A 23,757-nucleotide genomic window follows, 5' to 3' on the forward strand; every position below is an offset into this window, starting at 1 on the left:
CATGATTTCATCAAAACTATTTTGTGCATATATTTTTTCATTTAATTGATGCATTGCTAAATTGGTCTTTGCAAGCTGATTATATGCATTTATAAAATATCCCATTTCATTTTTTACATCTATGCTAATAGGTTCATAGAACTTCCCATCAATTTCGGATTGTTTTTCTAATTGCTTCGTCATCCATTTAAGAGGTTTCATTATTTCTTTATTCAGTGTAGCAATAAATACCACACAAACAAATATAAGTAAAAACAATGTCCAATCAATTATAATCTGTGTCTTATCAATCAGTTCTCTAATTTCTATTATAATCTCTTTTTTTACCTCAGTATTAGAATCATCCAGTGCATCAAAATACATTTGAATTTCATCAACTGTATCATCTCTATATAATTCATTTTGAAATAGATTTTTAATAAAATTAAAATCCTGCTCTAATTCTTCAACTTTTGCCACTATTGACTCGCCAAATTGCTCATGGAGTTCTTCTGTGTATCTATTCAATATCTCACTTTCTGCTGTATTTATTAGCTTTTGACTAGATTCTAAATATTCTCTATCACTAAATGATTCTATTCGATCTAAAAAATATTTAATTCGCATCTGATCTATCATTCCATCCATCCTAATTGCTAAACTAACATACTCATTATACTCCCTCTGTGAAGTACTAGAGTAACTATATTCCATAGCCAATACAACACTGAGTATACTCACTACAATGAAAAAAATAAAAAATTTATGTCTAATAGACTGTCTTTTCATACTCATCACCTTTTCTCCCATAAATTCATTATAAGTGAGGTTTATGTTTTGCTCAACTATTTTATATAAATAATTACAAAAAAACAATCTTATAGCATATTTTATTAATCAAATTAAGAATCATCTTATTTTGCCAAATATACCATAAGATTGTATATTTACTAGTTAGCTGGTTCTAAAGCAACTTTCTTTCCTTTAATACGTTTCTTGTTCAGTTTCTTAAGAACTTTTTTAGAATACTCTTTGTCTACATCAACAAAACCGTACTTATCGAATAAGTCAATCGAGCCTATATGATTTGGAGATACACCAGTTTCTCCAGCAATTGCTCCAACAAGATCTCCAACTTTAATGCCATCATTCTTTCCTAAGTTAAAGAATAATCTATCTTGGTTTTTAGAACCTCTATCTCTCTTCTTACCACCACGTTTTCCAGAAGATCTCTTATCGTTTCTACCATTTGATCCTTTAACTGGTTTACTTTGATCATTTATATCATGTTTCTTCTCACTTGGAAGTGTTATAGTTCTACCCATAAGTGCAAGTGCTATTGTCTCACTATCATATCCCTCATCATACAATTTTTGTAATAATGGTTCGTAAGTTTCTCTATCAACTTTAGCAATATCTTTTGCAAGCTTCTGAGCAAAAGTATCCAATATAGTATCATTAACCTCATTGATTGTTGGAATAGCTATTTTTTCTACTTTAGCACTTGTATATTTCTCAATCATTCTAAGCATATGGTAATCTCTACGCGATACTAAACTTATAGCTCTACCAGCTTTACCTGCACGTCCACTACGTCCAATTCTGTGAACATAATAATCTTCTTTATCTGGTAAATCATAATTGAATACTAAATCTACATTTTGAATATCAAGACCTCTAGCTGCTACATCTGTTCCAACCATTATGTTAAGCTGACCTTCATTGAATCTTCTTAGAACATTCATTCTAAGTGTTTGCTTCAAATCACCATGAATTTTGTCGACTCTATACCCATCAGTTTGAAGTAATTCTGTTAATTCATCAACTTTAGACTTTGTATTACAAAATACTATACATCTTTTAGGTGCTAACGTATTTAAAAATCTTTGTATAGCATCATACTTGTCTTTTCGCTTAACACTGCTGTACTGTTGTAATACTGTATCTGACGTTATCCTCTTAGCTTTAACCTTAACAACCTCTGGATCTTCTTGATAATGCTTAGCTATATCCATTATTGATTTTGGGAATGTCGCTGAAAATAGCATAATTTGAACTTTTCTATCTATTTCATCCAATACAAACTCAATATCTTCTCTAAATCCCATTTTTAACATTTCATCCGCTTCATCTAAAACTACAGTTTTGATATCACCAAGTCTAACCGTTTTTCTCTTTATGTGGTCTATAAGTCTTCCAGGTGTTCCAACAACAATCTGTGCTCCTCTTTTCAATTGATTTATCTGTTTGAAAATAGGCTCTCCACCATAAACAGGAACGACTTTTACACCATTCATATACTTAGTAAGACGCTTTATCTCATCACACACTTGAACTGATAACTCTCTAGTCGGACAAATAATAACCGCCTGTGTCTTTTTACTCCCCTTATCTAATTGTTCCAATATAGGAATTGAAAACGCAGCAGTTTTTCCAGTTCCAGTTTGAGATTGACCTATACAATCCCTACCATCTCTAAGTGTAGGTATTACTCTCTCTTGTATTTCTGTCATCTCTTCAAAACCCATTTCTACCGTTGCTTTCACCAATGGGCCACTCAATTCTAATTCATTAAATTTCATATTTTTCTCCTATCTCTACTTTATCGAAGAAATTGCATATCTCGCACAGCTAACTTTAGCCTCTATTATCTATCTCTATAAAAACTCGCAAATTCACTAATCCCAACAACTAAAATAACAATTTCCAAATTCATTTTAGTATATACACAATTTCTTTAGGTTATTCTGCAATCTGTTTATTATACACCATACTACTAATTAATGCAAGAACTATCTATTGATAAATATTTACTTGAATCTACATTTCAAATTTTCATAATAGTACAATTTATTTGACGCAAAAATACACTTCAAAATAACTCTTGAAGTGTATTTATAATTATCTATTTAGCTCCCCATAACTCATAATACTTTTCAATTGCAGATTTCATTTCATCATCAATTAAAACTTTTCCCTGCACCTCTCTGCCATATAAATATTCTATAACCTCATCCATACTTACAATCGCATATGTCTCCATATCGAATTTTTCCTTAAGTTCCACCAATGCTGATTTTTCGCCCTGACCTCTTTCCATGCGATCAACCGAAATCATAAGTCCTTTAACGTCTACTTTCCCTTGTGATTCTAATATAGGCATAGTTTCGTATATTGAAGTTCCTGCAGTAGTAACATCTTCTATGATTACTATTCTACTGCCATCTTCTATTTTATGTCCTAGTAATATACCCTTATCACCATGGTCTTTCACTTCTTTCCTATTAGAACAATATCCAATTTCCATATCGTATAAACTATTAAGTGATATAGTAGTAGCTACACTAAGAGGAATTCCTTTATATGCTGGTCCAAACAATATATCAAAGTCATCGTTGAACCTTTCTTTTATAGCTTTTGCATAAAAATCTCCTAGTTTTTGTAATTGTCTGCCATTCTTATAATTGCCTGTATTGATAAAAAAAGGTGTTTTTCTTCCACTTTTTGTAGTAAAATCGCCAAAAGTAAGTACTCCACATTCAACCATAAATTCAATAAATTCTTGTTTGTATCTTTCCATTTACATCGCCCTTTCTTTATCCCAACACCTAAACTATATCTATTCTAAAATAAGGCTCGCAATTATGCAAGCCTTATTTTTTCAAACTATAATGCCATCTACTGGCAACAAATCCTATTTTTCTTTCTACTGCCTGTGCACTAAGAGTGGCTTCTACAACTAATCTATCATCAGAAAACGGTTGCACTTGAAATTCTTTCAAATTCCAAGACTTTTGACCCTCAGCTTCATCTAGAAAATCCAATAAATTAACGCCATAGAATCTCACCAACACATCACCATTTTTCCTACCAAATAGTCTAAAAGAAAGCTGTTTTCTCTTTTCGTGAAACAAAAAATCTCTAATTTCTACATCTTGATTTCTAATGGTCTCCAAAAAAGCTTCTATATGCACAAACATCAACTCTTTTCTCGTATACTTCACCTTCACTATATCATTTTTTTTTGAAAATTTCAATTTCTATATAATTTTTTCAAATTCTAATTCATGCTTTATGGGAATATCATCATATCCGATTTTAGGAATCTCCGGTTTTATTTCTCTAGCTTTCACCATAGCATCTTTGTAAAAACCAACTAAATCAAAACCCCTCTTTTGATAAAATCTCATTGCTTTTGTATTGTCATTTGTCGTCATTAGCCAAACCCTCTCACAACCCACTATTTTAGCTATCTCTATAACTTTATCTAACAACTTGCTTCCTAGTCCCCGATTTTCAATAACACTATCTAATGATATGATTTCACAATCTTTATCCACCACATCATATGTAACCACACCTGTAATTCTTTCATTTTCTATTACTACAAACCCTGGTAACTCCTCTAAATTATGTGCTTTGCCTTTTGATACAACAATCATAGATCCCCATTTGACTTTCAAAAACTCCTTCATTTCGTCTCTCACCGATTCATCTATAACCTGTATAAGCATCAAATTATCCCCCATTCTATATATTTAATAATCCATACCATTCCTCAACTTATATAATTTATCCACTTACATTAATTATACCCACTATTTACTTATAAGTTAATCCTTAATTATTTCCCACCAACCTTTTAGTTTCACATTGAATTAATCAATACTCTAGAATTTTCCACTCCTTAAGTTCCATATTATCTGATACTTTGATATATATTATTACTGGCATCCTCGATTTTATACTCTGGAAAAACTTATAATCAAACTCTGAACTGAATGAATTTAACATGGTACTAAGAGCCGTTCCATGGGTTCCTATGGCTATTTTATTTGCATCATCATTTTCTACTATGTTCTTTAGCTCTCCAATATTTCTAGCCTGCACTTCATTTAGAGATTCTCCATCTTCCAATTTATATTCAAAATCATTCCATTGATTCCTACAAAAACCTTCAAAGTCCTCAATCCACTCATCACATATCTTTCGTTCTCTAAAATCTTCTTTGAGAACTATTTCTAATCCTAATTCACTAGCAAGTGGCTCTATAGTCTGCACACTTCTCTTATATGGACTAGAATATATCCTTTCTATGCCCTCTCCTGCCAAAAAATCACATGCCTTCTTAGCTTCAATCATTCCCTCTTTCGAAAGCGGCCTTATCCTATCTTCATGAACTGAAAAATCTGGTCTCGCATGTCTTAAAAGATATATTTCCATCTTTAATCCTCCTTATTTTGTGAATATTTCTTGTGTATTTTTATTATATCAGATACTAAGAGCTTCTCCCAAATTTCATCTATCATTAACTAAAATTTGAAAGAAGCCCTAAACATTAAATATCAATCATTTTTCATACTAGCTATCTTTTGCTATAAGTCCCTACAATAATTCCATCGCTAACAACATATTCGTCTATTATATTTTAAGAAACTGTCGTACTTGACAAAAATAAATTAGTGCAGTATTGTCAAGCCACAGATTGTTCTTTTATTTGCTAAAAATTGAAAATTAAATTCTTCATAAAAAACTATAACCGTACAATAATTTTTCACTATGAAATTAATTAAAATCAAACAAGAAAGGAATGGTATGAAGTGAAATTAGAAATCAATATGGTAGTTAGTGATGCAAAAGAAGCTGCTAGTTATTATAGTAATTTATTTAATGCAGAAATATTATCCATAACAGATGAAGTTACAGAAATGAACGAAGCAATGATAAAACTTGGAAACACAGAAATTCATATTCTCAATGAAAATAAGGATTACGGACTTATCGCTCCATCTGAAGATTCTACTAGCTCTATGTGGTTAAATCTATATGTTGAAAATATAGAATCGTTTTTTGAAAATATTGTCAGCATGGGTTGTAAAGTCATATCTCCAATTACTGATTTCCCAGATATGCCAGCAAAAAATGCAGTAATATCAGATAAATTTAATCACATATGGATTATTAATCAAAAATATGATTAGAATTTTAAAATCTATTGTGAATTGACTCTATCTATCGATGAGATAAAAAACTCACCTTTAATCAGTTCAAAAAACTGTATTTAAAGGTGAGTTTTTATTAGTCTTTACTAGTTTATATCAATGTAATTTCAACTATAAAAAATATTATTTATGGATGTTACATCACAAAACACTTTTCCTACTCAACAGTAACTGATTTCGCCAAGTTTCTGGGCTTATCTACATCACACTCCCTCATCACGGCTACGTGATATGCAAGTAGTTGAAGTGGCATTACACTTAAAACTGCCGAGAATCCATTTGCCGTATCAGGAATATATATTACCTTATCTGCTGTCTTTTCAATTTCAGTATCTCCCTCGCGTGCAATTGCTATAACAAATGCACCTCTTGCTTTTACCTCTTTGATATTGCTTATAACCTTCTCATATAGAGCTTGCTCTGTTACAAGTGCTATTACAGGAGTTCCTCTCTCTATAAGAGCTATAGTTCCGTGTTTTAGCTCCCCAGCGGCCATCGCTTCTGCATGTATATACGAAATCTCTTTTAGCTTTAGCGAACCCTCTCTTGCTATATTGTAATCTATACCTCTTCCAACATAAAATGCATGAGTAGTATCGTATATTAACTCTGCTACCTTTTTAATCTCTTCCTCATAGTCTAGTACTTCTTGAGTTTGTCTAGGCAAATTTTTTATAGCTTTTATCATTTCCTTATAAGTAGTGTCATCGATACTACCCTTTTTATAACCCATATCAAGTGCTACTAAACCAAACGCCACGATTTGAGTAGTATAAGCTTTAGTAGAAGCTACTGCAATTTCCGGGCCTGCCCAGGTGTAAAGCAAATCATCTGCTTCTCTAGCTATAGTACTTCCAACAACATTTGTTATAGCCATAACTCGTGCGCCTCTCTCTTTTGCAAGTCTAAGCGCTGCTAGTGTATCGGCTGTTTCTCCGGATTGACTTACAACTATCATAAGTGATTTCTCGTTTATAAAGGATTTATTATATCTAAATTCTGAACCCACATCTGCTATAACTGGTACATCTACAAATTCTTCTATAAAACTTTTACCCACTAAACCTGCATAATAAGCTGTTCCACACGCTACTATATAAATTTGATCTATATTTTCTAAATCTTCTTTTGTGATTTTGATATCATCTAATACGATTTTTTCATCATCTGTAATTCTTGGAGAATAAGTATCCTGTATAGCCTTTGGTTGTTCATGAATCTCTTTTATCATAAAGTGGTCAAATCCACCTTTTTCAGCAGCTGCTATATCCCAATCAACATGATAAACTTTCTTTATAATTGGTTCTCCCTTTAAATCGTACATCTTTATATCATTTTGAGTAACGACAGCCAAATCGCCATCTTCTAATATATAAATATCTCTAGTGTATTTCAAAACTGCCGGTATATCGGATGCTATGAAGTTTTCCTGATGACCCATGCCTATTATTAAAGGACTGTCTTTTCTTACTACAACCAATTGATCAGGGTGATCTTTATGAACTACACCAATAGCGTATGCTCCAGTCAAATCTGCCACTGCTTTTTGAACTGCTTCTCGCAAATTTTCTTCGTAGTAATAATCAATCAAATGAGCTATTACTTCTGTATCGGTTTCCGATTTGAATACATATCCTTTATCCTGTAATCTCTCTTTTATAGCCATATAATTTTCAATTATACCATTGTGCACAATCGCCAAACTTTCATCATTATTTGGATGTGGGTGTGAATTTCTATCAGATGGCTCTCCGTGTGTTGCCCATCTAGTATGACCAATTCCTATATGTCCTGTAAGTCCTTCTTTTTTTACCTCATTTTCTAATATAGTAAGTCTTCCCTTATGCTTGCTAACTTTCAAATTCCCGTGATCAATTATTGCAACTCCTGCTGAATCATAACCTCTATATTCCAATTTTTCAAGTCCTTTTACTAATACATCTACTGCATTTTGATTTCCTATATATCCTACTATTCCGCACATATTGATGCTCCTTTCGTTTCGATTATTTTATGCACAAAAACAAGACCCAGTTATTCCGTGTAACCGCGTCTTTTCACCTGACTCTCTTTGTCCTCAAAATCACTTTCAAGTTTTGTAGAGTCTTTATTAAGGCAGTGAATATGCCTTGAGACCATCCGCCGAAAATTTCGATAAGTCTCTCCCTCGTCAGCATATATTCATATGCTCTGGCGCTTTAATTACATATTAAATTATATGAATTCACTAAATAAATCACCTCCGATTACATTATTAAGCTTTTATAAAGCCTGTTTTCATTTTACCCTAAATAAATATATAATACAACTTATTTGATTTTTTTCTACAAAAATTACTTTATTATTGCAATTTGAAACAAAAAAGCCCAGTAGGCTTTATCTCTCATACTGGGTCATTTCTCTGTATTCTCTATAAAATTCACGCTCTAGAGCATATAGTATATTCCATTCTTTATTCATCTCATAATTAGGTCCAAAAAATGCAATTATATAGTCAATGAATTCATTTTTAGTCATAACTCTAAGAACTACCTCTTCATCTATTTCTTTAGTTGGACTGTACTCGTGAACTCCTGAAATATATATATCAATATCCTGAAGTTTTTCCAATCTAATTAATAATTTATCAACTTCATAATCCTCATATAGCTTTGGTGACTCCTTGCAGCTGTTTAAGAATTTCTCCAAAAAAGCTCTATTCCCCGCTATATATTCTTCTATTTCTTTTCTCTTCTTTCCTAATACAACTTCAAATAATTCACTTATCTTTTTCTTCGTCATACTGCTCTCCTTTTCTGCTTTAGCTTAAGCGCTCTTCTATAGTATGAGCTAGTGCATCTGCCGCCGCTTTGATCTCGCCATAAACTTCGCCTTCTATCATAACCCTAACCAATGGTTCTGTACCTGATGGACGTATTAGAACTCTTCCCTTACCATCAAACTCAGATTCTAAGCGCTTTATCTCATCGTGTATGATTTGATCTTCTAGGTAATTGTGTTTATTTCCTTCTTGAACTTTCGCGTTTACAAGTACCTGTGGATACACAGTCATTACATCTGCTAATTCAGAAAGTGGTTTTTCTTTTTTCTTTATAGCAGAAATTAGTTGAAGTGCAGTTAACAAACCATCTCCTGTTGTATTATGATCAGAAAATATTATATGACCGGATTGTTCTCCACCTAGTACATAACCACTTCTAGTCATCTCTTCAAGTACATATCTATCCCCTACCTGAGTAGTAACTAATCCCATTCCATGTTCTTTTAAACAAATCTCAAGACCCATGTTACTCATAACTGTTCCAACTATTTTACCATGTTCCAATTTTCCTTGCTCTTTTAAAAGCAATCCGCAAATAGCAAGTATATGATCTCCATCTACTATATTTCCCTTTTCATCTACTGCTATAAGTCTATCGGCATCTCCATCAAATGCTAATCCAATATCAGCTTTTGTTTCTAAAACCAAGTTTTGAACTTTTTCTGGTTTAGTAGATCCACATTCAACATTTATATTAAGACCATTAGGTTCATTGTATATAACGTCTATATCCGCTCCAAGTTCTCTCAAAAGCTCAGGCGCAGCCTGATAATTTGCACCATTTCCGCAATCAACAGCTATCTTTATTCCCTTGAAATCTACATCTATACTCTGCTTTATATATTCTATATATTGCTCTACCCCATCATTTACAATAATTTTTTCACCAACAAATTCTCCAACAGGATATACATCTATATCTTTTTGTGCCAATATATACGACTCTATTTCATCTTCTATTTCATCGCTCAGTTTATATCCTTTTGAATTAAAAAACTTTATCCCATTGTACTCAACTGGATTGTGCGAAGCTGAAATAACGATTCCCGCATCTGCCTCATATTTTCTAGTCAAATAAGCAACCGCCGGTGTTGGAACTATTCCCACTGAATATGCATCTGCACCTACAGAACATATTCCTGCAATAAGCGCACTTTCTAGTAAATCTCCTGATTTTCTAGTATCCATTCCAACTATGATTTTAGCTTTTTTCTTGCCTTTGGTAACAATATGCGACCCTATACGTCCAAGTTCATATGCTAATTGTCCCGTCAAATCTTTATTCGCTATTCCACGAACACCATCTGTTCCAAATAATCTACCCATATTTCCTCCTATTGATCAGCTTCTCTAATACTTTTTGCTATATCTTCTGGATAAGTCGTCCTCATTCTTATCATTGCATCACTCTCCTGCCCTGATAAATAAGACAATCTGACCGTAATCTTTAAATGCCAATGAAAATGATCCATATGACCTTCATTTATAGGTCCTGTATAAACCATCAAATTAAAGTCAACATCTCCAAGTATATTTTTGATACGCTTAAAACTCCAATTTACAGCTTTAGTTAAATCTTCCAACTCTTCATCTGTAATATTGTAAAAATGTGACTCATGTTTTTTAGGCAATATGATTAATTCATATGGCTGTATCCCCGCAAAGGGAACATAGGCCAATATACTGTCATTTTCAAATACTTTTAAGCGCTTTGTTTCAATCACTTCATCAATTATATCACAAAAAACGCACTTTTGGTTTTTTGTATAATAATTTTCACATCCATTTAGCTCTTCAAGTATATTACATGGTATAAATGGTAGTGCTATAATATGCGAATGCGGGTGTACAAGAGATGCCCCTGCGTTTTTTCCATGATTTTTAAATATCGCAACATAATTTATTTCATCATCTTTTCCTAGTACTCTATAGCGTTTTTTATATACTTCAAATATTTTTTTAAAATCTTCTTCTCTCATCTCAAAATAGTTTTTATCATGTTCTCTAGTTTCAATGAGAATTTCATGGATTCCGTAATTACTCCAATGTCCATCTTCTTTTATAAATGCTTGTGTTTTTTCAACTATCGGAAATTTGTTTTCTATTCCTCTCAAGCACCAACCTTTTTCATTGCATATTTCGTATAAAATAACTCCATTCTTCTCAACTGCTCCACCTTCACAAAATGGACATGACATTTCTTTTTGAAAATCACTAGGTCTCTTATGACGCTTTGGTGCAACAATCACTTTTTTGTTCGTAATAGGATCTAATCTTATTTCGCTCATTGTCACTCCTCCTAATGCTATGAATTTAGTATTCTTTTATTATATTATACCATTTTTGCATAATATTTGATTAATTAACGATAAAAAAGCACAAGGTTTTCGAGGCCTTGTGCTGTGTTAGGGTAGTAATACTTTGATAGGTTTAACTTTTTTAAATTATTTTACTGCTTCTGCTCCTGCTTGAAGAGCTTTTTCATTGATTGGAATTAATTTTGCTTTTCCTTCTCCAAAAACTTTTGTAAAAGCAGTTAAAATACTTTCATCCTTTACTGCATGGTTCTTCTCTAAGTATGCACCTAGCATAACCATGTTTGCTACTCTTGAATTTCCTAATTTATTTGCAATTTCATTAGCAGGTACGTAGAATACCTCTATATCGTCTCTTGATGATTTTTGTTCAATTAAAGAACTATTTATAAATAATTGTCCACCTTTAATAACTGTTTCTTCAAATTTGTCCAAAGATGGCTTGTTCATTACAAGTGCAGCTGTAGCATCTGTTACTAATGGTGATGCAACTGGCTTATCTGAGATTACAACGTTACAGTTTGCTGTTCCACCTCTCATCTCTGGTCCATAAGATGGTAACCACGCAACTTCTTTATTTTCAATCATTCCAGCATATGTCAATAGTTTACCCATTGCCATAACACCTTGACCACCAAATCCTGCGATAACTAAATTTGCATCCATCTTATCTTCCCTCCTTTTCTGGGTCTCTAAGGTTACCTAATGGATAGTATGGAATCATGTTCTCTTCTAACCATTTAAGTGCCTCAACTGGAGTCAATCCCCAGTTAGTTGGACAAGTAGATAATACTTCTACAATACCATATCCTTTACCTGCAATTTGAGCTTCAAAACATTTTTTGATAGCTTTTTTAGCTTTTCTAACATTTGCAGGAGTGTTAACTGATACACGCTCAACAAAAACTGCTCCATCAATTGTAGCAAGCATTTCTGCCATTCTGATAGGACGACCACTATGCTCTACAGTTCTTCCAAGAGGAGCTGTTGTAGCTTTTTGTCCAATCAAAGTAGTTGGTGCCATTTGTCCACCAGTCATACCGTAAATAGCGTTGTTGATGAAAATTGTAGAGATTTTTTCACCTCTATGCGCTGCATGAACTACTTCCGCAGTACCAATTGAAGCTAAGTCTCCATCACCTTGATAAGTAAATACAAATTTATCAGGGTGAACTCTTTTAATTCCTGTTGCAACAGCTGGTGCTCTACCATGAGCTGCTTCGTGCATGTCGCAATTAAAATAATTATATGCAAATACTGAACATCCAACTGGTGCTACACCAATTGTATCTCCCAATACGTCTAATTCTTCTAAAACCTCTCCAACCAATCTGTGTACAACACCGTGTGTACATCCTGGGCAGTAGTGAAAAGGTACGTCAGTCAAACCATTTGTCTTTTTGAATGCAATTGTTTCAGCCATTATTTGACACCTCCTGCCATTTTCTTAACTTCTTCTGCTATATCTCCAGGTGTTGGAATCATTCCTCCAAAACGACCGTAGAATCCTGTTTCCCATCTTCCTTTTGATGCAATTTTGACATCATCAATCATTTGTCCAGTATTCATTTCTACTGTCAAAATACCTTTGCAATCAGGATTAATCTTATCAAATGCAGCTTCTGGGAATGGCCACAATGTAATAGGACGAATTAAACCAACTTTAAGTCCTTCTTCTTTACATTTTTCGATAGCAGTTTTTGCAATACGAGCTGTTGAACCATAAGCTGCGATTACTATGTCTGCATCTTCTATATCAACTACTTCAACTTTAGTTTCGTTCTTTGTGATTTCAGCAAATTTTGCTATTAAATGCTCATTATGTTTCTCTAATTCTTCTGGATCAATGAACAATGAGTTAGCGATATTTTTCTTTCTTTTTCCGCCTGTTCCTGTTGTTGCCCAATCTTTTTCTGGTAAATCTCTTTTTACCATTTCTTTGAACTCAACTGGTTCCATCATTTGTCCTAACATACCGTCACCAACAACCATAACTGGAGTTCTGTATTGGTCTGCTATATCAAAGCCTTCTTGAATTAAGTCAACTAATTCTTGAACATTCGCTGGTGCTAATACTGGCATTCTATAATCACCATTACCACCACCACGAGTAGATTGGAAATAATCTGTTTGAGATGGTTGAATACTACCTAAACCAGGTCCACCTCTCATTATATTAACTATTACGCAAGGAAGCTCTGCCCCCGCTATATATGAAATACCTTCTTGTTTTAATGCGATTCCTGGAGATGATGACGATGTCATAACTCTTGCACCTGCTCCTGCAGCTCCATAAACCATGTTTATTGCAGCAACTTCACTTTCTGCTTGTAAAAAACATCCTCCAACTTTTGGTAATTCTCTAGCCATATATTCTGGACACTCACTTTGTGGTGTAATAGGATATCCAAAGAAATATTTACATCCAGCAGCAATAGCAGCTGCTCCAATGGCTTCATTACCTTTCATTAATACTTTCGCCATTTGAATCCCTCCTCTTATTCTTCTGTGATTCTTGTGATTGTAATTACAGTATCAGGACACATAGTAGCACAATTAGTACATGCGATACATTTATCCATTTCTTTAATTGCTGCTGGGTGGTATCCTTTCGCATTGATTTTTTCTTCATCCAATGCAATGATTCCTACTGGACATGCATTAACACACAATCCACATCCCTTACATCCATCTTGATTAAATTCCACTTTACCTCTAGCTTTTGCCATAACCTACACCTCCTTAAAATATATACGAATTATACGTCCATCCAATCTTCTCTCATTATGAGATCAATTGGAAATATTTCACCTTCTAAATCTTCTGGAAGATTTGTAGCTACTTCTCTTAAAACTGAAACATAGCGAATAGGAATATCTAATTTTTCAGAAACAGCTTTAACTAATCTCTGTCCTTTCAATATGTCTTCTACTGTAGTTTCCTTTATAAGATGAGTATTGTTAACAAGTCCTGTGACTTTAGCTCTAGCTACGCCTTCTATATTTTTTAAGTATTCGATAGTTTTTTCAACCGTACTAGTTTCTGGTCTATTTGCGTTTATCACACAAAATAAATCATAGTTATCTTTTTCAAGATAGCTTTTATATCTTCCTAAAACACGTGCACCTATAGGATCTCCACCAATATCCATAACAAAATTATAACTTTCATCTTGAAACGGCTTATCAACTGCCGCAGAAATCGCAGGTACATCTACTGCAGGCGCATCTACTGAGCTGCTTATAACTTCAATTCCTTTTTCCTCAAAAAGTTCATGCTTTTCTCTACTTCTAAAATATGCATTTACAACATCCAAATCAGCTATAGCTGTTTTTTTGCCTTCTTCTGAAAGCTTCAATGCGTAATTAACTGCAAACTCTGTTTTACCACTACCATAATGTCCAGTGATAATTCTAATGCGTTTATCCTTTAGCATATCAAACACTCCTATTCATAACACTTAGGTTTCTCTTCTGAGCGTAAAACTCGAAGTCCACCTTCTGCTAATGCACTCATTTCATCTTCTCCACCATAAATTATTACCTGTGAGATAAATCCTACATGGTCTTTAATCCACGAAGTAAACTCTTTGTCATAGGCTATTCCACCAGTCAAGATAATAGCATCAACATCACCTTTTAGTGCTGCTGCACATGCCCCTATCTCCTTACCAACTTGATAAGCCATTGCTCGATAAATTAAATTAGCTTTTTCATCTCCATTTTGCGCTCTCTCCGAAACTTCTCGAGCATCATTGGTATTCAAGTATGCTACTAATCCACCATTTCCCTTAAGTTTCTTTTTCACATCATCTATAGTGTACTTGCCACTATAACAAATTCTCATAAGATCTCCTGCTGGAAGTCCACCTGCTCGCTCTGGTGAAAAAGGACCTTCACCATCTAGAGCGTTGTTTACATCTACCACTCTACCTCTTTTGTGAGCTCCTACAGATACTCCACCACCCATATGAGCAACTATAAAGTTACCATCTTCGTAAGCGATTTTCATTTCCTCAGCAGCTCTTCTAGCTACCGCTTTCTGATTAAGAGCATGGAACAAACTCTTTCTTGGAATTTCAGGAATACCTGATATTCTAGCTACTTCATCCATTTCATCTACTACAACAGGGTCAACTATATACGCTGGTATATTCAATTTATCTGCTATTTCATGAGCTATTATACCGCCAAGATTCGAAGCGTGTTGTCCTGATACGCCTTCTTTTAAGTCTTTAAGTATCGCATCATTTACTTCATACGTTCCACCTTCTAAAGGTTTTAGCAATCCGCCTCTACCAATAACTGCTGAAAGCTTAGTTACATTGATACCTTTTTCATTCAAAGTATCTAAAATTATATTTTTTCTAAATTCATATTGATCGTAAATTTTTTCAAATTGTCCAATTTCTTCTGCTGAGTGTCTTAGCGTTTCTTCTAAAATACTCTTTTCATTGTCAAATACCGCTATTTTAGTCGATGTTGACCCTGGGTTAATGACAAGTAATCTCTTTGTATCTGTCATAAAAATCCTCCTCTATTTAGCTGTTAAAACACCTAATGCTATAGAATTTAATTTTGCTTCATCGCTATCCGCTCTAGACGTAAGTACAATAGGAACTTTAGCCCCAACTATCACACCTGCATTGTTAGATTTAGCAAAATAAGTCATCGATTTATATAGTATATTTCCAGCTTCGATATCTGGCATCATTAGAACATCAGCATCACCCGCTACGCTATGATCGATACCTTTGTGTTTCGCTGCTTCTTCAGATATCGCATTATCTAAAGCAAATGGTCCACCAACTATACATCCACTTAACTCTCCACTTAAATTCATTTCTTCTAACGCTTTAGCTTCTACTGTAGCTGGCATTTTTTCATTTACCTTCTCTTTAGCACAAATAACTGCAACCTTTGGCTCTTTTATATCCATGCCATGAGCTACTTCAATACAGTTTTCAATTATTTGCTTTTTCTGTTCCAAAGTAGGTGCTATATTCATAGCAGCATCTGTCAAAAATAATATTTTATGATAGTTTTCTAAATCAAATACAGCAACATGACTAAGTACTTTACCAGTTCTCAATTCAGCTTCTTTTCTCAAAACTGCTTTTAGTATAATAGATGTATCAACCAAGCCTTTCATAACTAGCTGCGCTCTTCCTTCTCTAATCAAATCAACAGCTCTTTCCGATGCTTCTTTTAATCCTTTTACATCTTCAATTTCAAATGAAGATAAGTCCAAATCAACCTCTTTTGCTGCTTTTTCAATCAAGTCTTTATCTCCAACTAATATAGCATGAGCAATCCCTAAGTCATGAGCTCCCTTTATAGCTGCTAAAACAACCGGATCTTGTGCTACTGCTACAGATATAGTCTTAGGTCCTTTTTGTTTTGCCAACTCAATGACTTCCCCAAAATTTTTAATCATGTCGTCACCTCTTCTTGTATTTCGATAATTAATACCTGCTACCAAACATTTACGCTATTTATATAAGCATTTTCCGTGCCAATTTGTAATTTTTTTGTGTTTTACTCTGTTTTTTTTCGAAATAAATTGCGTTTCCCAGTACAAAACACTAGAAATTAGAGATTCTTGTGAAATGGGTTTCCTATTATTTTTACATTTATTCTAGTTATTGTAAGTTCGTTCAGTTTTATTTTGTGCAAAATATTGCATGCAATATTTTGCACAAAATAAAAAACCATGCATTTTATTGCACGGTTTGTCATTTAGCTGTCAATCACTGTATATTATATTTTTTCATTTTATAATACAAACTTCTAATTGATATATCTAACACTTCTGCCGCCTTTTTTCTATTATGCTTTGATATTCTCAATACTTTTTGTATATATAATTTTTCTGCATCCTCTAACGCAAGCTTTAAATTAGTTGGTCTTTCTTCTAGTCTCTCCAATTTCTCGCTCTCTTCCATACCTCCAATTTCAGCATACAAGTGGGGTAAATGGCGTATTTCTATGGTAGTTTCATGATACTGCATATTTATTATGCATCTTCCAATAACATTTTCCAATTCTCGAACATTACCATTCCAGGAATGCCTTTCTAGTACTTGTAATGCCGATTCAGATATATCATTTACACTTCGTCCATACTCTAAATTGAATTTACGAATAGCATTTTCAACTAATAGTTCTAAATCATCTTTTCGAGCTCTAAGAGGTGGTATATGTATTGGGAATACATTTAATCTATAGTACAAATCTTCTCTAAATGTGCCATCATTTATAGCCTCTTCTAAATTCATATTTGTTGCAGTTATAACCCTAACATCTATTGGAATTGGTTTTACACTACCAACTCTAACGACTTCTTTCTCCTGCAATACTCTTAAAAGTTTCACTTGAGTACTTGCAGATATGTCTCCAATTTCATCTAAAAATATAGTTCCACCATTTGCTTGCTCAAAAAGACCCTTTCTCCCACCTTTTTTTGCACCAGTAAATGCCCCTTCTACATATCCAAAGAGTTCACTTTCAAGTATACTTTCAGTTATAGCTGCACAGTTCACTCTGACAAATTGATTAAATCTACGATCGCTACTGTTGTGGATGGCATGAGCAAATATTTCTTTTCCAGTACCACTTTCACCTCTCAATATAACTGTTACCGGAAGTTCTGAAGCTTTCTGAGCTTTTTCAATTGCATCCTTCATAAGTAAATTTTCACCTACTATATCATCAAATGTATATCTAGCCTCCAATTTTCTTATAATCCTCTGGGCATCTTTCAATTCTTCACTTATCTTAATCAGTTTAGATAAATCGCTTAATACACCTACACTACCGCGCAACTCTCCATCTACCATTATTGGTGCCGCTGTTGCTAGCACATCCTTTTTATTTATTCCAACCTTTAGTTTTCTGTTTTTCACAGGCTTTTTCGTCTCTAGTACTTTCATATGAATACTGTCACCCTCAACTATATCTGCAGTTGCTGGTTTTCCTATTATATCTCGCTCTCTAAGCCCTGTAAGTCTTGTATACGCCGGATTTATCATAACGTTTACTCCATTTTGATCAACTACGGATATAGCATCTTGAGTAGCATACAATATAGCCTCTAGCATACTCTGCATTTCCTTTAAATCTACTATCTCTGATTTCCAGTTTATCATATCTGTTATATCTCTAAATACTGCTACAGCACCTATTATTACACCTTGGTCATCTTTTACTGGCATTCTATTTGTAATAATTTTATTATTTCCCAAATCCTGTTTTCTATTTAGCTCATACTCACCTGTATTTAATATATACATCAGCCTAGTATTTACTACTACTTCAGCAACTTTTTTTCCAATAGCTTCTTTTCTATCAATACCTGTAAGTCTTTCTGCTGCAGTATTAAAGAGGGTAATTATACCCTCTTTATCCACTGCTATCATGCCATCATATGTTGAATCTAATATAACTTGAAGATCTTTTCTCACTAAAATTCACTCCTAGTTTTACTCATTTTCTTTAATATATAAATCAAATAATTTTCCCTGATCTAAATACTTTATTTCAGATGGTAAATCAATATACAATCTCACTTTATTTAGCCCAGTGATTAGTTCATCTTGCTTAATCTTTGGATTCAAATCTTCTAATTCAATGTTTTCAATAACTTCTTTTGGTCCTCTTATGATTACTTCATACACTTTAGGTGATTTTTCAAAATCTACAATCTTACCAGCTAAATCTGACTCTAGTAAAATTTCACTACTCTGTATTTCTAGTTTTTTCTCAATTATCGCTTCAATATGCGCTTTTATCTGTATAGTTTCTGGTTCTATAAGTTCTACATCACTTGGAAGATCAAGCAATGATTCCGTCATTATATCTTCTTGTGCATAGCTTATATCTACTGGCTCTGTGTAGACTTGCTTCAACAAATCAACTTCTTTTTCTGGTCCTCTAATCAATGCAGTCTGTGGTATAGCAGAAAAACTCATAAGCTTATACCCTTCCAAAGGCTCTCCTTCTATTTTAGGTTTAATTGTAATTCTTTTGTTTTTTAATACCTCTGCCTTTATCGCAACTAGTTGTGGATCTTTCGTCAATCCATCTACATCTTTACCATCCTCGCCAATTAATTGTATTGGAAGAACTTCCTCTACATCGCTTGTCATTTCACTTAAATCCAAATTGACCTGGATCTTATTTACCTCATCTAATATTAGCTTAGGTCCTTTTACCAACACTTTATTTGGCATCAATGTTACTTTTCCAAGCGAATACGGAGATGGAACTTCATTTATATAATTCACACTGACCGGTAATTGCCTTTCGATTTTTTTATCTATATTTACAAGTATCTGTTTAGGATTATAATCTACAATCAAATCGCTACTAAATGTTGAGCTGACTTCGACTGGGATTTTTTGTTCCCCTGAACCATAACCTCTGAAATCTATTTTTGCAACAAAATCAGAATTCTTAAGTTTTAAAATATCATTTCTTCTCCCATTTACTTGTATATCTATAGTTGAAGATTCTGGTGTCATAAGCACAAGATTCTTGTTTTTTAGCTGCTCTAAATAGTCATATTGAACTCTAACATTGGTAAATGTCTTATTCACCATAGGGTTTACTTCACCCATAACGTATGCCCACAAAAAAATCGCAAATACAATCGCTATTATTTTAATTGTCGTGTTATTATTTTTTTTAAGCTTCATTGCGACTCCTCCACTTCGTTATAAGGTTAAGCCTATCCTGCTCTTCATAGTTGTAAAGCTGTTTCAAATAATTCCTTAATGTATCCAGATCTAAGTATCTTTCAATCTTAGCGTTTTCTACATAAGATATTGCACCTGTTTCTTCAGATACTACTAATACAACACAATCTGTATCTTCAGTTATTCCAATAGCAGCCCTATGCCTTGTCCCCAAATCTTTATTCAAATCTTTATTATCTGTAAGTGGTAATAAACAGCCTGCCGCTTTAATCTCATCCTCTTCTATCACTACCGCTCCATCATGAAGTGGCGTATTTGGAATAAATATATTTATAAGTAATCCACTAGATATCTTACCATCAATATGGGTACCTGTATCTATTACATCATTTAGCCCCGTTTTCTGTTTTAATACAATCAATGCTCCTATATTTTGTCTTGAAAGTGCGCCTATCGCTTCTACTATTTCGTCTATTACACGCCTTTGTTCTTCTTTTTGTATCTCCACAAAACTCTTTCCTAAGAATCTAGTTCTACCCATTCGTTCTAAACCTTTTCTTAATTCCGGCTGAAATACTATCAGTAGCGCTATAAGTCCTACCTCTATAGTTTTTCCAAATATGAAATTTATAGTATATAAATGCAAAACTTCACTAATTTTTGTAAATATTAAAAGAACAACAATTCCTTTAAGTAATTGTTCCGCTCGAGTTTCCTCTATAAGTTTATATAATTTATAGAATACATAGGCCACAACTAAAACATCTATGACATCTCTTAATGATATATTAACTAGTAATTCCTTGATATACTCCATAGCCTTTACTCCTTTAATCTATTTCGCTAAATTAACATCGAGCGATCTCTTATATTATATCGTATCTTTTTTTCTTTCAAAATAGTATTTCTATTACAATATAGTGACAGTTTTATTATTTTATACTATTAGGCATCTATTTGCATTTGTTTTATAGTCTGATTATAAGAATCAATCAATTTCGATTGTATATTTTCCGGGTAATTTTCAATTTCTCCAGTTTTGATAGGAATTATCTCATACTTATATTTCCCATTTTCTTTATATCTATGAACCCAAGTAGGTGTATAATCTATTTTTTTCAAAGTAGTTTTATTTTCATCAAATTTCTTTTCTAATGTCAATTCTACAATTACACCATCTTCTGTATATTTTGCATAACTACCATTCAAAGTTTCTCGTCTCTGATTTGATACAAAATTTCCCATAGAATATATTATAAATTTCTTTTCACCATCTTTTTCTATAATTTTTGAAGGCTGTATAACATGAGGGTGACTTCCCATGACTGCATCTACCCCCCAATCTATAAGTTTGTCGGCAAGTTCTGTTTGCTGATTTGATTGAGTTCGCTGATACTCATTTCCCCAATGCATAAATGCCAATATATAGTCAACTTCTTCAGATTTTAAGTCATCTATTTCTTGTTTAATTTTATCTTCATCTATCAAATTCACCATTTGATCTAATTCTTCAGTTGTTAGGACTTGCTCCATACCATTGCATCCATATGTGTATGCTATAATTCCTAATTTTATACCATCCACTTCTTTTATCAGTAAACTCTTCTCTCCCTCTTTAAATGTTCCTGTATGAGAAATCCCTCTTTTGTCTAATTCATCTATTGTTCTAACTAGCCCTATCTTTCTTTTGTCTAGATTATGATTATTTGCAGTAGTCAAAACATCAATCCCAATATCTTTTAACGTATCCAAAACATTTTCTGGAGTATTAAAAACAGGATATCCAGAATATTTTTGATCTTCACCAGCCGTCACCGTTTCGAAATTAGCTAAAGCTAAATCTGCATTTTCAAAGTAAGGTTTCACTCTATCAAAAACCGATGCAAATTCATATTTTCCAGTTTGATTATTCTTTGCTGCTTTTAATTGTGTACCATGAAACATAATATCTCCAGTAATACTAAGTTTAATCGTTTCAACTCTAGGTAATTCTTCAACAACTTGCTGCGTTATCTCATTTTCTAACTCTCCCTTTGCCGAAACTTCTTCTTGACTACTCGCGCTACATCCTCCAATCATTAGCAGCAAGCAAATTATACTGAATAATAAGTAAATTTGTTTTTTTATTTTATACATATCCACCGCTCCTATGAACTTTGTTTATAAAATAAAGCCCCTACTATAAGGGACTTTATTTTTATTCTCCAAAGTTATTTTCAATAAGTTTTTTTAGTGCCTCTAGTGCCTCTTGTTCATCTGCTCCATCTGTCTCTATAACTAAAGAGTCTCCTTTCATAGCTCCTAAGCTAAGAACTCCCATTATACTTTTAGCATCACAAGTTCTTTCTCCTTTAGTCAATTTAACATCACAAACATAGTCTGATGCAGTTTTAACAAACAAGCTTGCTGGACGAGCATGTAATCCTGTTTCATTTTTCAATTCTAATTCAAGTTTTTTCATTCTATAAACTCCTCTCGTATTTATTCTACCTTCCATTATACCCTTTTATGTAAAGGGTTTCAATATTATTTAGAAATACCTAAACCTTGTATTGTAGTGTCTTTGGGTAACTCAAACAAATCTTCATTAAATTCATCTACCTCAACATTTTCATAGAATCCTTTTTTTGCTATAGCTCCATCTCGAATAAGCTCATATTGAATTGGCAAATGAGTTTCATCTTCATACCAAACAGATAAATTATAATCATTTTGGCCATCATTCCATTCAACAACCACTTTTTGACAACTTTTAGCTCCCACTTGGTCAGCTTCTATAGATTTTATTTGCTCTTCAGACACATCTCCCAAATTACTTTTTCGAGAAAATGGCAATAAAAAATCTTTCAAAGTTCTATCCGCTACCGGCGTTACCATAGCAGTATTTAAGCTCTTATAGTACAAATATGATTTATTCTCATCTAAATCAATATAAGTAGTAAGTTCATCATCTAAATTTTCTTCATAGGTAAGTGTTGACTTCACTCTATTAGGTGCAATCCATACAGTTTTTGTCATTTCTAAATTATTTTCTCCATAACTGGTCTGCTCTGTATATGTATAGCTCTCCACACTATTCGCTAAATCTACTAATTCGTTGTATTCTTCCAATAAATTTTGCTTTTTGCAACCTGTTACAACCACTAATACTAATATAATTAGTACCAATAAAAAGTTTTTTTTCATAATCTTAAGCCTCCCACTTGATGACTTCTCACTATTATTATTCGTCAAATTTCACTTGATACTTTACAATTCTATAGATTTATTATACTATAGGTTACGGTTAATTTAAAATAATACCGAGAAATTCTACAAAAATAATACAAGGGAGGTATTCTATGGTTTCTATTTATTTTGAAAGTGTTCCTGGATTTATAGAGGGTGAAGATATTTTAGTAAAGTATGCTATTTATAATGAGGAGGATGAATTAATACATTCTAAGCAATTTAGTATTGATTATGTTATTCCTTTAATTTCTGATCATGCTGCGCTACTAGCTATTTTAAAACATCTAAAGAAATACAATGACGAGGACGAAATTGTATTTTTCATAAATAATGCATCTTTATTTGCACAGCTAAATGGGCACTCTACAATAAAAAAAGAAAAAGCTATCGTTTATTGTGATAAAATAATGGCTGCTGTTAGCAAACTAAGACCACTTATATCTATTGAAGATGTGAGTCCTAATCACAATGCTATGCTAGAATGGAAAAAGGCACTTGATGTATTTTAACAAAAAATAAAAAAACTAATTCAAAATAGTGTTGTAATTAGTTAACATTCAATAAAAAGCAGTGTGACTTGTACTAAAATCACACTGCTTTTTAATTTCTTAAATAAATAAATTCACATCTGATTTTTCTGCTGCACCTAAATAAGCTGCAACTCCACCTAATTTCACACCCTCTATCAATTCCGCTTCTGCTATTCCCATTAAA

General features: G+C 33.1%; 25 protein-coding genes. 2 read left to right on the forward strand and 23 right to left on the reverse strand.

Annotated features, from left to right (window positions below; translation table 11 throughout):
- From N4A40_06025 to N4A40_06050, 6 genes are all read right to left on the reverse strand, one after another.
- On the reverse strand, positions 1 to 774 hold a 774-nt coding region (locus tag N4A40_06025; protein MCT4661404.1), incomplete at its 3' end, for a hypothetical protein.
- Positions 775 to 929: 155 nt separating this feature from the next.
- Entirely contained in the window at positions 930 to 2,561 is a 1,632-nt protein-coding gene (locus tag N4A40_06030) for a DEAD/DEAH box helicase (GenBank protein ID MCT4661405.1), read from the reverse strand.
- Between the two features lie 323 nt (positions 2,562 to 2,884).
- Positions 2,885 to 3,559, reverse strand: a complete 675-nt coding sequence (gene pyrE, locus N4A40_06035) for an orotate phosphoribosyltransferase (GenBank protein MCT4661406.1) — start codon at positions 3,557 to 3,559, stop codon at positions 2,885 to 2,887.
- 73 nt (positions 3,560 to 3,632) lie between these two features.
- Positions 3,633 to 3,989 carry a hypothetical protein gene (locus tag N4A40_06040; protein MCT4661407.1) on the reverse strand — a complete coding sequence of 119 codons (357 nt, stop codon included), beginning with the start codon at positions 3,987 to 3,989 and terminating at the stop codon, positions 3,633 to 3,635.
- A gap of 30 nt (positions 3,990 to 4,019) precedes the next feature.
- Positions 4,020 to 4,493 (reverse strand): GNAT family N-acetyltransferase, encoded by a 474-nt coding sequence (locus N4A40_06045; GenBank protein ID MCT4661408.1) that lies wholly within the window; start codon positions 4,491 to 4,493, stop codon positions 4,020 to 4,022.
- 148 nt (positions 4,494 to 4,641) lie between these two features.
- Complete coding sequence (locus tag N4A40_06050; protein ID MCT4661409.1) at positions 4,642 to 5,202, reverse strand: histidine phosphatase family protein; 561 nt, start codon at positions 5,200 to 5,202, stop codon at positions 4,642 to 4,644.
- Between the two features lie 377 nt (positions 5,203 to 5,579).
- On the opposite strand from N4A40_06050, the gene N4A40_06055 reads away from it, so the two are divergent.
- The gene (locus N4A40_06055) at positions 5,580 to 5,960 is read left to right on the forward strand and encodes a hypothetical protein (protein MCT4661410.1); all 381 of its coding nucleotides are present in this window, start codon (positions 5,580 to 5,582) and stop codon (positions 5,958 to 5,960) included.
- Positions 5,961 to 6,138: 178 nt separating this feature from the next.
- Here the strand turns inward: N4A40_06055 and glmS are convergent, their stop codons facing one another.
- From glmS to N4A40_06140, 17 genes are all read right to left on the reverse strand, one after another.
- Positions 6,139 to 7,965 (reverse strand): glutamine--fructose-6-phosphate transaminase (isomerizing), encoded by a 1,827-nt coding sequence (glmS, locus tag N4A40_06060; protein MCT4661411.1) that lies wholly within the window; start codon positions 7,963 to 7,965, stop codon positions 6,139 to 6,141.
- Positions 7,966 to 8,357: 392 nt separating this feature from the next.
- Positions 8,358 to 8,762: a hypothetical protein gene (locus tag N4A40_06065; GenBank protein ID MCT4661412.1), complete on the reverse strand. Its 405-nt coding sequence runs from the start codon at positions 8,760 to 8,762 to the stop codon at positions 8,358 to 8,360.
- Between the two features lie 19 nt (positions 8,763 to 8,781).
- Positions 8,782 to 10,128, reverse strand: a complete 1,347-nt coding sequence (glmM, locus tag N4A40_06070) for a phosphoglucosamine mutase (protein MCT4661413.1) — start codon at positions 10,126 to 10,128, stop codon at positions 8,782 to 8,784.
- Positions 10,129 to 10,136: 8 nt separating this feature from the next.
- Positions 10,137 to 11,090, reverse strand: a complete 954-nt coding sequence (locus tag N4A40_06075; protein ID MCT4661414.1) for a DUF4931 domain-containing protein — start codon at positions 11,088 to 11,090, stop codon at positions 10,137 to 10,139.
- A gap of 156 nt (positions 11,091 to 11,246) precedes the next feature.
- Positions 11,247 to 11,783 carry a 2-oxoacid:acceptor oxidoreductase family protein gene (locus N4A40_06080; GenBank protein ID MCT4661415.1) on the reverse strand — a complete coding sequence of 179 codons (537 nt, stop codon included), beginning with the start codon at positions 11,781 to 11,783 and terminating at the stop codon, positions 11,247 to 11,249.
- Between the two features lies 1 nt (position 11,784).
- Complete coding sequence (locus N4A40_06085; protein ID MCT4661416.1) at positions 11,785 to 12,540, reverse strand: thiamine pyrophosphate-dependent enzyme; 756 nt, start codon at positions 12,538 to 12,540, stop codon at positions 11,785 to 11,787.
- Positions 12,540 to 13,601, reverse strand: coding sequence for a 3-methyl-2-oxobutanoate dehydrogenase subunit VorB (locus N4A40_06090; GenBank protein ID MCT4661417.1), 1,062 nt, complete (start codon positions 13,599 to 13,601; stop codon positions 12,540 to 12,542). The genes N4A40_06085 and N4A40_06090 overlap by 1 nt, the downstream gene beginning before the upstream one ends.
- Positions 13,602 to 13,615: 14 nt before the next feature.
- Complete coding sequence (locus N4A40_06095; GenBank protein ID MCT4661418.1) at positions 13,616 to 13,846, reverse strand: 4Fe-4S binding protein; 231 nt, start codon at positions 13,844 to 13,846, stop codon at positions 13,616 to 13,618.
- A gap of 29 nt (positions 13,847 to 13,875) precedes the next feature.
- Positions 13,876 to 14,553 carry an ATP-binding protein gene (locus N4A40_06100; GenBank protein ID MCT4661419.1) on the reverse strand — a complete coding sequence of 226 codons (678 nt, stop codon included), beginning with the start codon at positions 14,551 to 14,553 and terminating at the stop codon, positions 13,876 to 13,878.
- Between the two features lie 11 nt (positions 14,554 to 14,564).
- Positions 14,565 to 15,641, reverse strand: coding sequence for a butyrate kinase (buk, locus tag N4A40_06105; GenBank protein MCT4661420.1), 1,077 nt, complete (start codon positions 15,639 to 15,641; stop codon positions 14,565 to 14,567).
- 12 nt (positions 15,642 to 15,653) lie between these two features.
- On the reverse strand, positions 15,654 to 16,553 hold the full coding sequence (locus N4A40_06110; protein MCT4661421.1) for a phosphate butyryltransferase: 900 nt from the start codon (positions 16,551 to 16,553) through the stop codon (positions 15,654 to 15,656).
- A gap of 313 nt (positions 16,554 to 16,866) precedes the next feature.
- Positions 16,867 to 18,579: a sigma-54-dependent Fis family transcriptional regulator gene (locus N4A40_06115; protein MCT4661422.1), complete on the reverse strand. Its 1,713-nt coding sequence runs from the start codon at positions 18,577 to 18,579 to the stop codon at positions 16,867 to 16,869.
- Between the two features lie 18 nt (positions 18,580 to 18,597).
- Complete coding sequence (locus N4A40_06120) at positions 18,598 to 19,812, reverse strand: CdaR family protein (protein ID MCT4661423.1); 1,215 nt, start codon at positions 19,810 to 19,812, stop codon at positions 18,598 to 18,600.
- Positions 19,802 to 20,629, reverse strand: coding sequence for a diadenylate cyclase CdaA (gene cdaA, locus N4A40_06125; GenBank protein ID MCT4661424.1), 828 nt, complete (start codon positions 20,627 to 20,629; stop codon positions 19,802 to 19,804). Before cdaA ends, N4A40_06120 begins: the two co-directional genes overlap by 11 nt.
- A gap of 128 nt (positions 20,630 to 20,757) precedes the next feature.
- Complete coding sequence (locus N4A40_06130) at positions 20,758 to 21,948, reverse strand: CapA family protein (protein ID MCT4661425.1); 1,191 nt, start codon at positions 21,946 to 21,948, stop codon at positions 20,758 to 20,760.
- Positions 21,949 to 22,009: 61 nt separating this feature from the next.
- A complete protein-coding gene (locus N4A40_06135; protein MCT4661426.1) occupies positions 22,010 to 22,273 on the reverse strand; it encodes an HPr family phosphocarrier protein in 264 nt (87 codons plus the stop codon).
- Between the two features lie 65 nt (positions 22,274 to 22,338).
- Positions 22,339 to 22,998 (reverse strand): hypothetical protein, encoded by a 660-nt coding sequence (locus N4A40_06140; GenBank protein ID MCT4661427.1) that lies wholly within the window; start codon positions 22,996 to 22,998, stop codon positions 22,339 to 22,341.
- A gap of 155 nt (positions 22,999 to 23,153) precedes the next feature.
- On the opposite strand from N4A40_06140, the gene N4A40_06145 reads away from it, so the two are divergent.
- On the forward strand, positions 23,154 to 23,552 hold the full coding sequence (locus N4A40_06145) for a hypothetical protein (protein MCT4661428.1): 399 nt from the start codon (positions 23,154 to 23,156) through the stop codon (positions 23,550 to 23,552).
- The last annotated feature ends 205 nt before the right edge of the window (positions 23,553 to 23,757 follow it).

Source organism: Tissierellales bacterium (assembly GCA_025210965.1).
Taxonomy (GTDB): Bacteria; Bacillota; Clostridia; order Tissierellales; family JAOAQY01; genus JAOAQY01.